This window comes from Streptomyces sp. Act143, from assembly GCF_003143935.1.
Lineage (GTDB): Bacteria > Actinomycetota > Actinomycetes > Streptomycetales > Streptomycetaceae > Streptomyces.
Genome location: NZ_QFRX01000001.1, coordinates 8,333,207 through 8,333,444 on the forward strand (window position 1 = coordinate 8,333,207; position 238 = coordinate 8,333,444).

A 238-nucleotide genomic window follows, 5' to 3' on the forward strand; every position below is an offset into this window, starting at 1 on the left:
GAACATCCGGAACAGTGGTGTCGTGCCAGAGCCGGCCGCCGAGAACACATGACAGGCGATCCCCTCTGACAGGTAGTTCTGCACGACCTTCAGTTGCAGCCGCACGCGAGCCCCGTACCTCTTGTACGCCCGTAACAGAGGAACTCGGTTTGCACCTCCTGCACCATAAACGTGACAGGCGATCCCCTCGTCGGTGTATCCGAGGTTGTTGACCGCGTTGTCTCGTTCTCCCGCGTCG

1 protein-coding gene is annotated in these 238 nt (G+C 60.5%); it reads right to left on the reverse strand.

Going from position 1 to position 238, the window contains the following annotated elements; all coding sequences use genetic code 11:
- Positions 1 to 238: hypothetical protein (locus DI272_RS46320; RefSeq protein WP_219933868.1), on the reverse strand; the 238-nt coding region annotated here is incomplete at both ends.